7 protein-coding genes are annotated in these 7,875 nt (G+C 48.4%); 3 read left to right on the top strand and 4 right to left on the bottom strand.

Annotated elements, in window-relative coordinates; genetic code table 11:
* Positions 1-200: 200 nt before the first annotated feature.
* Positions 201-611 carry a BLUF domain-containing protein gene (locus D515_RS22045; RefSeq protein WP_002541795.1) on the top strand — a complete coding sequence of 137 codons (411 nt, stop codon included), beginning with the start codon at positions 201-203 and terminating at the stop codon, positions 609-611.
* 56 nt (positions 612-667) lie between these two features.
* Here D515_RS22045 and D515_RS22040 read toward each other — a convergent pair whose 3' ends face one another.
* The 3 genes from D515_RS22040 to D515_RS22030 all read right to left on the bottom strand — a co-directional run bounded on the left by D515_RS22040 (position 668) and on the right by D515_RS22030 (position 3,107).
* Positions 668-1,402 carry an oxygen-binding di-iron domain-containing protein gene (locus tag D515_RS22040; RefSeq protein ID WP_002541794.1) on the bottom strand — a complete coding sequence of 245 codons (735 nt, stop codon included), beginning with the start codon at positions 1,400-1,402 and terminating at the stop codon, positions 668-670.
* A 35-nt stretch (positions 1,403-1,437) separates the two neighbouring features.
* Positions 1,438-2,055: a hypothetical protein gene (locus tag D515_RS22035; protein WP_002541793.1), complete on the bottom strand. Its 618-nt coding sequence runs from the start codon at positions 2,053-2,055 to the stop codon at positions 1,438-1,440.
* Positions 2,056-2,360: 305 nt separating this feature from the next.
* Positions 2,361-3,107, bottom strand: coding sequence for a flagellar brake protein (locus D515_RS22030; protein WP_002541792.1), 747 nt, complete (start codon positions 3,105-3,107; stop codon positions 2,361-2,363).
* A 498-nt stretch (positions 3,108-3,605) separates the two neighbouring features.
* Between D515_RS22030 and D515_RS22025 the strand changes: the two genes are divergently transcribed.
* Together D515_RS22025 and D515_RS22020 are read left to right on the top strand one after the other, a co-directional pair.
* Complete coding sequence (locus D515_RS22025) at positions 3,606-4,091, top strand: hypothetical protein (protein WP_152442418.1); 486 nt, start codon at positions 3,606-3,608, stop codon at positions 4,089-4,091.
* 76 nt (positions 4,092-4,167) lie between these two features.
* Positions 4,168-5,619 (top strand): HD domain-containing phosphohydrolase, encoded by a 1,452-nt coding sequence (locus D515_RS22020; RefSeq protein ID WP_002541788.1) that lies wholly within the window; start codon positions 4,168-4,170, stop codon positions 5,617-5,619.
* On the opposite strand, the gene helD is transcribed toward D515_RS22020, so the two are convergent.
* On the bottom strand, positions 5,616-7,700 hold the full coding sequence (gene helD, locus D515_RS22015; protein ID WP_002541787.1) for a DNA helicase IV: 2,085 nt from the start codon (positions 7,698-7,700) through the stop codon (positions 5,616-5,618). The two genes, D515_RS22020 and helD, sit on opposite strands and share 4 nt — an antisense overlap.
* Between the last annotated feature and the right edge of the window lie 175 nt (positions 7,701-7,875).

The following is a 7,875-nucleotide window of genomic DNA, read 5'->3' as shown; positions in this document are numbered from 1 at the left end:
GAGAAGCCGATAACGCAGCAGAAATTCCCCACAAACGCTGCCCGGAGGGTTCTGCCCTAAGCGTTTTATGCTTTGTTGAGTTGTATTTGCTTAGAATGACTAGGCGGCACACACCTCGCCGCGCCTAAAACGCTTAGGACTAGAACAAAGTTTAACCACCAAAGGTCAACAGCCCCTAGCGATGGAGATAGGAGTTCAAGATGAGCGATAACTTACAGCAGATCGTCTACATCAGCAGCGCAGAACACCCTTTCACTGATGAAGAGTTCGCAGAAATGCTCGCCGTGATTCGCGAAAACAATGAAAAACTAGGCGTCACCGGAATGTTGCTTTACAAGGATGGCGACTTCATACAGGTGATTGAAGGCAAGGAAGACATTCTCGCGCCCCTGTTTAAAAAGATTTGCAGTGATTATCGCCACTATTCCATCGTTGAAATGATGCGGAAAGATATTGTCGAACGACAATTCAAAAAATGGAGCATGGGCTTCCATCACATCAACAATGATGACCCAAGATTAGAGGGCTTCAACGCCTTCTTTGATGACGATGCCGATCATGAAGTCGACCCGGGCGACGCGCTTAACCTGTTGCTGGTATTCCGAGAATAGCAGCCATTTCCAAAGACATTAAAAAAGGGTGCCGATGCACCCTTCTTGCTATTTGTTTACTTCACCGCCACGCCCACATCAAGCCGTTCAAACCAATCCAAGAACTTGCCAACATTTTCGCCGGTAAACATTCGGCCATGTTGGGGACACATCATTTCGATATCCAGCTCGCGCACCCGACGAATCCAGTCATTTTTGGCGGTGTTCGATGGCATCCAACGCTGGTGAAACCCTTTCATCTTCGGAATGTGTTCCTCAAAGTCTTCCACTTCCATTGGTGCATCGTCCGCCTCCAGAGCCGCGCCAATATCGCCACTCATTAGAATCTTCGCCACTGGGTCATAAACATGAAAGTTGCCTGAAGAATGGAGGTAATGCGCCGGAATGAAGCGGATCTCAACGCCGTTCAACACCAGAGTACCGCCCTCGTCAGCGATTGGAGCGTATTCAATATGCTCCATCCCAAAGTGACGAACAAATCCTTCCCAAAGCCAGGGAGCATGAAGCTTAGATTCGGTTAAAGCGGTATCCCATAAGCCGAGGGAAGAAATAATGTCTGGATCCTGATGCGAAGCAAAAAGATGCCCAATCTGATTAATCGGTACCTGTTTAACGACGGACGCCAGCATCGCGGAGAAAATCTCTATGCCACCTGGGTCCATCAACAGCGCGTTGTTATGCGTGCGGATCATATATTGGTTGGTGTCGATAATTTTTTCAGGCTTAGACGGGTCACGCCCGAACATAAACCACTGGTGCGTTTCCCCTGAATAGATTTCCTTTGTGATCATTCGATCTGTCTCCGAAGCGTTTGCGGTTCGAGCAATTAGTATTCGTTTGCCAATTCACGACACAGTGACTGAGACAGCATGACGTGTGTCTGTATTCGGTCTGCAGCGGTAGAAACGTTGTCTGCAACAACGTTCAGTCCCTCTTCAAATTTCTTACCGGACTGTGAAGCCTCAACACGCGACATCGCTGACAGCACTGAGGCGGTTTTGATCTCGCGAGCCAAATTTTCCAGTAGCTCTGATAGCGAAGTAACTTCGCGGTAAAACTGGCGGAGCAATTGCGCATGCTCTGCCTTCATGGTTTCAATCGGCTTTTCTATCGTGCCAACGTAGGCGGCGTCTTTACTTATCTTTGCAGCTTTCTTGAAGCATTCCATGGTGCGTTCGTTACGCACCGCAATTGTCGCCAATCTGCTGATGGTGACCGCTTTGAGGTTAATGATGTCTGAGGTTTTTACCGTGGTATCGGCCAACTGATCGATGAAATCAGTAATTGCCCTAAACCCCGCAGCGCCTTGCCCAGCGCGTAATGCCAGCGCACGCGCATTGCTTGCGGTAAGTGAAATATCGTTCGCGATTTCCCGGGCTTTATACAACTCCGCCGCGACGACCGCTGCCGTCACAAAGTGATTGTCTGCGTTTGCATCTGTCATGGAGGTATCTGATTTATTAAGACCTTTTATCAGTCTAGACAAGTATTTCTGTCTGTTCAGAAATGAGACAGCATTTCTCTACATTTTGTAGGGTCTGTTGAACTTTGGTAGTTAAATTTTGTTCTAGCCCTAAGCGTTTTTGGCGCGGCGAGGTTTGTGCCGCCTAGTTACTCTAAGCAACTACGCCTCAACAAAGCATAAAACGCATAGGGCTGAACCCTTCGGGCAGCGTTTGTGGGGAGTTTCTTCGATTTCAGGCATTAAAAAACACCGCAGTTGCGGTGTTTTTACTAACCCTCGCCCAGCTAAACACCCGGCGTCTGATCTTTTTTCGGACTCTTGAACACGTATTTTGTCCCGTCGTAAATCAGGTTAGACAGCAACCGACGGCAGTTCGCCTTTCCGGGTTCATCAAAAACCATACCGTAATTCTGCTTACCCCGCTTTTTACGGCAGTTTTTCACGGCACCACTCAAGGCGTAAGTGTCGCCATTGGAGCCGTTAATAACTTCCAACACAATTTTGGTGTCCACATCAAATTCTGGTGAAATGGCGTCAAAGCTGAAGCCACACCCACCGGATGAAACGTCAGTCAGCACCACACGCAATTTGCGGTTTGAGAGCTGAATGTCACCAGGAAGTTTAAGTTCATAGCGCACTTCATTACGCAGCAACACCAGTTTTGCTTGCTGAGGCACGGGGAAAACCAGAAGCTGAATAGGCCTGTACACCACATGCTCTATTCGCGTTCTGAAACGAACCAACGCCCCTTCACCTTGCTCAGAAATGCCTTCAATATCGACGTTGAAACCTTGCATGAAGAACTCTTCATATTCGGTCTTTTGAAGACGAGGCATCGTGAAGAAAATATGTTGCTGGTCATCAAACCCAATAAAGTTGGATTTGAAGTTAAGACGTTGCCCCAATGGCGTCACAATCTCCAACGACGCTTCGGTGCCATGTTGGATAAAATCCATGGCCTGAAGCCCCATAATGACGCGTTCTTTTTGTTTTGCCGGCGGCTTTTTCACTTGAGCCGAATTTGTGTTCATCTAACATCCTCGCCGGAAATGCTGCTCTGAATGGGATACCTTTTGCCGTTAACAGAAAGTGGCTTTGATGTTTTCTTGGAGGCACTTTCGGCAAACCCTGAGTGTTACGTGCTTGCTCTGCTATCGACTGAGCTTATTAAAACTGTTGGATATTTTTACAAAAAAATCACAACAAACGTTGGCTAAACAACTCATTGCATTAATAACTTATAGGCAAAAGAACACATTATTTCAAAGTGATAGTTACTGTTTCATAATTAATAAAACTATCATTTCACCTTGTTTATCCAAGGGTTTTCTGAACACTCACTCTCAAGAATAAAATTCACAATTGAAACTTTTTGTTTTCTTTTGTGACAGTGTCATCAAATAATTTCTCAAGAATCTCAGCATGTGACCGCTATCGGCATTAAGGGGCATTGTTCAAAATGTGTGCAATCCCAGCATCACATATCGACGATCGTTCACCTTGTTACGGCGACCATTGAGAGGTTTGTTATGGCTAATCGCTTAGTAAAAACAGTCTGCTTTTTCATGGGGATTCTCTTATCACCAGGTGCGTTAAGTGACCGCATGGACAACACCTTCCCGGATTCGATTCAAATGAAGAATGCGCTCTTTGCTCTGGGGTTTGACGAACCATGGAACGCAACAGAAGACGGAGAGAAGCAAACCCTGACCAATGGGGAGTTGTGGATTCGTGAAGGCAATTACTTTGCCGTGATGGCGGTACATGATGACAACGAGCAAGTCATGCAACTCTCGCTGATCAATAATCTTTCTGTCTGTGCGCAACTGGGTATTGCTGCAACGGGTGATTCTTCAAAATCGGTTTTCAGTGCTTTTAGCCATCTCACCGGACAAGCCTTAACCCAGCCAGAAACCACCGCTTTCAATCAGCACCGCGCTTTCCATTACCATGTGTTGATCACCGAAGCGATCGCGGAGAGAACGCTGATGCAATGTGGTATTAAAAATCAATGAAATAAGTTCTCCTCCTTACAGGTCTCATTATTAAGACTAGAATTTTAGAGATACCGACCTGAATACAAAGGGACTTATGACAGATACCACACACTATCAGTCGCCGACCCGCGCGGTGCTTCACTACGTCACCGCCGTGTTTATTTTCACGCTCTATGGCGCCAGAGTCTGCCCTTTTATCGATGCCTTGCCCACTGCCGTCCTCTTCATCCAAACCGCAACCGTGTTCATCCTGCTGTATTTTGCCCGCTTACTTATCCGCGCTGTAAAACATGACGAAGCGAGTCTGGCCACCAATGTGGGTTTATTTACGATTGTCGGGATTGGCTTTGCCGCCTGGTACTCGGCACTTTACGATTTCCCACTCGATAGCAATCTCAAAGTCATTTTCGGTATGGCCCTGCTGGGTATTGTGATTAATCTGGATTTGGCTATTTCCAATGCCCGCCACCTCTCCAAGCACAAGATTGATAAGAACCAAATGCCCGACAATATCAAACCTCTGGCGGGTCAAATCGGCTTGGGTGCCATGTTCCTGACCGTGATGGTCACCGTGCTACTGGGGCTGGTCGTGACGAAAGATTTGTTGTGGCTGGTTGAACACACTGAACATCAGGTTGCCATTGCAGACATCGACAGCATTCTGAAAGAGTTTGTTTATGTTGCAGGGGTTGTATTGGCATACATCGCACTGATTTCCTTTAACGGGTCAGCACTGGTGAGCGAGCAGCTCACCCGCCAAACCAATGCGATGACAGCAGCAGCATCCGGCAACTTCGAAGAAAAAGTGCCACTGAGCCAAGCTGGCGAGCTGAGCGTGATTGCCTACTACACCAATAAGATGTTCAGCGATCTCAAAGATAGCTATGACGAAATAAACCGCACGCGGGACGCAACCATCATAGGGCTTTCCACCTTGGCAGAAGTGCGCGACAACGAAACCGGTGCGCATATTCTCCGCACTCAGCATTACGTAAAAGCCTTGGCCGACGTACTGAAGCGCCAACCCAAGTATTCCAACTACCTGACCGAAGAAACCATCGACCTGCTTTACAAATCAGCACCGCTGCACGATGTCGGTAAGGTGGGTATTCCGGATTCGATTCTGCTCAAACCCGGCAAGCTGACAGACGAAGAATTTTCCATCATGAAAACCCACGCCCAGCTTGGCGCAGATGCCCTCAGCATCACCGAGAAAAGTGGCGATGGCATTGCCTTCCTTCGCTTTGCCCGCGAAATTGCCGCCACCCACCATGAAAAATGGGACGGCTCAGGTTATCCAAAAGGTTTGTCCGGCGAAGAGATCCCGCTCTCAGGCAGATTGATGGCGCTGGCAGATGTTTACGATGCCCTGATTTCCAAGCGTGTCTACAAACCCGCTTTCAGCCATGATGAAGCGAAAGCCATCATTTTGGAGGGACGATGCACTCACTTCGACCCTGCTGTGGTGGATGCTTTTCTGGCCTGTGAGCATACCTTTATCGATATCGCCCAACAGTACAAAGACGAAGATATGAAGGCGGCTTAAACCGCCTGCAGCACCTTCTTCGAAAGCTTAGACGTGACAGGATAACTTCCTTGCCAAAGCTCTTTGGCAAATACCGATGGTTTTTCCGGGTGGGAGAACACCCAGCACTCATGTCGTGCACGGGTCAACGCCACATAGAACAGGCGTCTTTCCTCCGCATGTTCCATTTCATCTGCCACTGACAGCAATGCAGCTTCCAATCCTTCACCTGATGATTTAGCCGGAAACGTGCCGTCATCCACATCCAGAATAAAGCTGTAATCCGCTTCAAGACCTTTACTGCCGTGTGCCGTGACATAGCTGATGGAAAGGCTCGGATACTGATTCTGCCACTCGCCAAGAGATTCTGGTTTGTTGGCGTTATTACGCCCCATTAACAACAGGCTGGTTGGTTTGTCGCCAGCGGATTTTGCCAGTTTCTCCAATACCGATTCCATCGCATCCGAGGGCATCAAATGCACGGCTTTTTTCTTTTGCTCTCGTGCACTGTCGAGCGGTTTGCTCAGTTGCTGTGGGTCAACCTGAATAAAGGTATTGGCAACAGCGCCAATCTGGGAATTAAAGCGATAAGTGGTATCAAGATAACGAATCACACCAGAAGGAAAACGGCTCATAAAACCCGTGGTCAGACTGACATCAGATCCTGCAAAGCGGTAAATCGCCTGCCAGTCATCCCCCACGGCAAACAGCGACGGCGCACGGTTTCGTTTACCGCCGCAAAGCGCTTCGAGCAAAGCAAGACGCGCTGGGGAAATGTCCTGATATTCGTCGACCATAATGTGATCGTATCGCGCGCCAAAGGCTTCGCTTTTCTTGGAAAGCAGCTTAGTGGCTTCTTTGATCAGGCTGTTAAAGTCATAAGCCTTCTGTTCTTTCAGCGCCGCGAGGTAGCCTTTCAGCACTGGCTGAACCAATGCCAGTTCACTTTCAGCTTTTTCATCACCTTTAATCGATGCCTTGATCGCCGTTGCCGATTGGCTTTGTTGCGCCAGCAAATCCACCAGTCGCCACAGCCACCTTTGCAGCTTAGCTTCATGAGCCTGTTCCAGCAGCGGACGCTCTGCCGATAAACCCGGAATAGACCACTGCGCCAAATGCTTAAGCCAGCGCTTTTCAACCGCAGGCTGAGCGAAGTTTTCCGCAAGCCACAAGGTCATCCAACTGTGTTTGGTTTCTTCATCTGTCGCCATCGGCGCGATATTGGCATCCTGCCCTGAAATCTCTTTGATTGCCTTGAGTGCAAAGGCATGGAAGGTCGAGGTTTCCACACCCTTTAAACCCGCTTTCGTCAAACGCTCTGCCATCTCCTCACTGGCTTTCTTACCAAATGCCAACATCAAAATGCGTGAAGGTTCCGTTTGCTGGCTGGCAACCAAATACTGCGCCCGTGCCATCAGCACACTGGTTTTACCCGAACCCGCACCCGCCAACAGCAAGTTGTGGTTATCGTCCATCAACACTGCCTGACGCTGTGAATCATTCAGCGGTGACGATTCCACCCCATCAAACCAGGTTGACCAACGTTCCAACTCTTCATCACGCAATGCAGTATTTCGGGCGTTGCGCTGTGCTTCACCGTTTTGCAGCCAGCCATAGAGTGATTGATAAAGCGCTGGATTGGCTGCTGCCATCACTTGCGGTAAAACACCGCAACGCTCAAAGACTTCCTGCGCTTTCACCTGCCACGTTTTCAAATCTTCAAATCTCAGAAAACCCGAGAAGTCGCGTAACTCATCACGCAGCGCAAACAATTCCGACTCCACCAGCATGAACTTGTTCTGTTGCTTACCCAGCCACGCTTGATAGTGCTCAGAAAGTGTCTCAGCGAACTCATGCACCTGATTCCAGGGCAAACCATAAACCGTGATTTTCTGTGCGGGCCGATCTGCAGGAGAAACAATGAAAGTCAGTCGCCCCCAAACCAGACCGCGAGACACGCGGCACTGCCCATCCCAAATAGAAAATGGGACGGTTTGCGTCATTTGTTTGGATTCAAAAACCAGTTGGTTGTCGTCCAGCGCGATACTGTAGTGATCGCCCTGTACAAACCACTGAGCCAGATTGGAGGCGGTGAGTTTCATGGTTGGATTCTATTTTCCTGTCTATATGTACAGCATATCAATTTCAGGTGTTATTTATAGCCCAACAACGCAAAGAGTTTAGATAGATGAATGAAAATCAAGCAAAAGGACGCTTTCCCTGTCTTGTCCAAGCGAAATAGTCTTCGTTTTTGATCTCGTCCCTTGGATGACACCT

Origin of the sequence: Grimontia indica (genome assembly GCF_000333895.2) — a bacterium.
Classification (GTDB): domain Bacteria; phylum Pseudomonadota; class Gammaproteobacteria; order Enterobacterales; family Vibrionaceae; genus Enterovibrio; species Enterovibrio indicus.
Note: the sequence above shows the minus strand (reverse complement) of the source record. Positions and strands in the feature narration are given on the sequence as shown.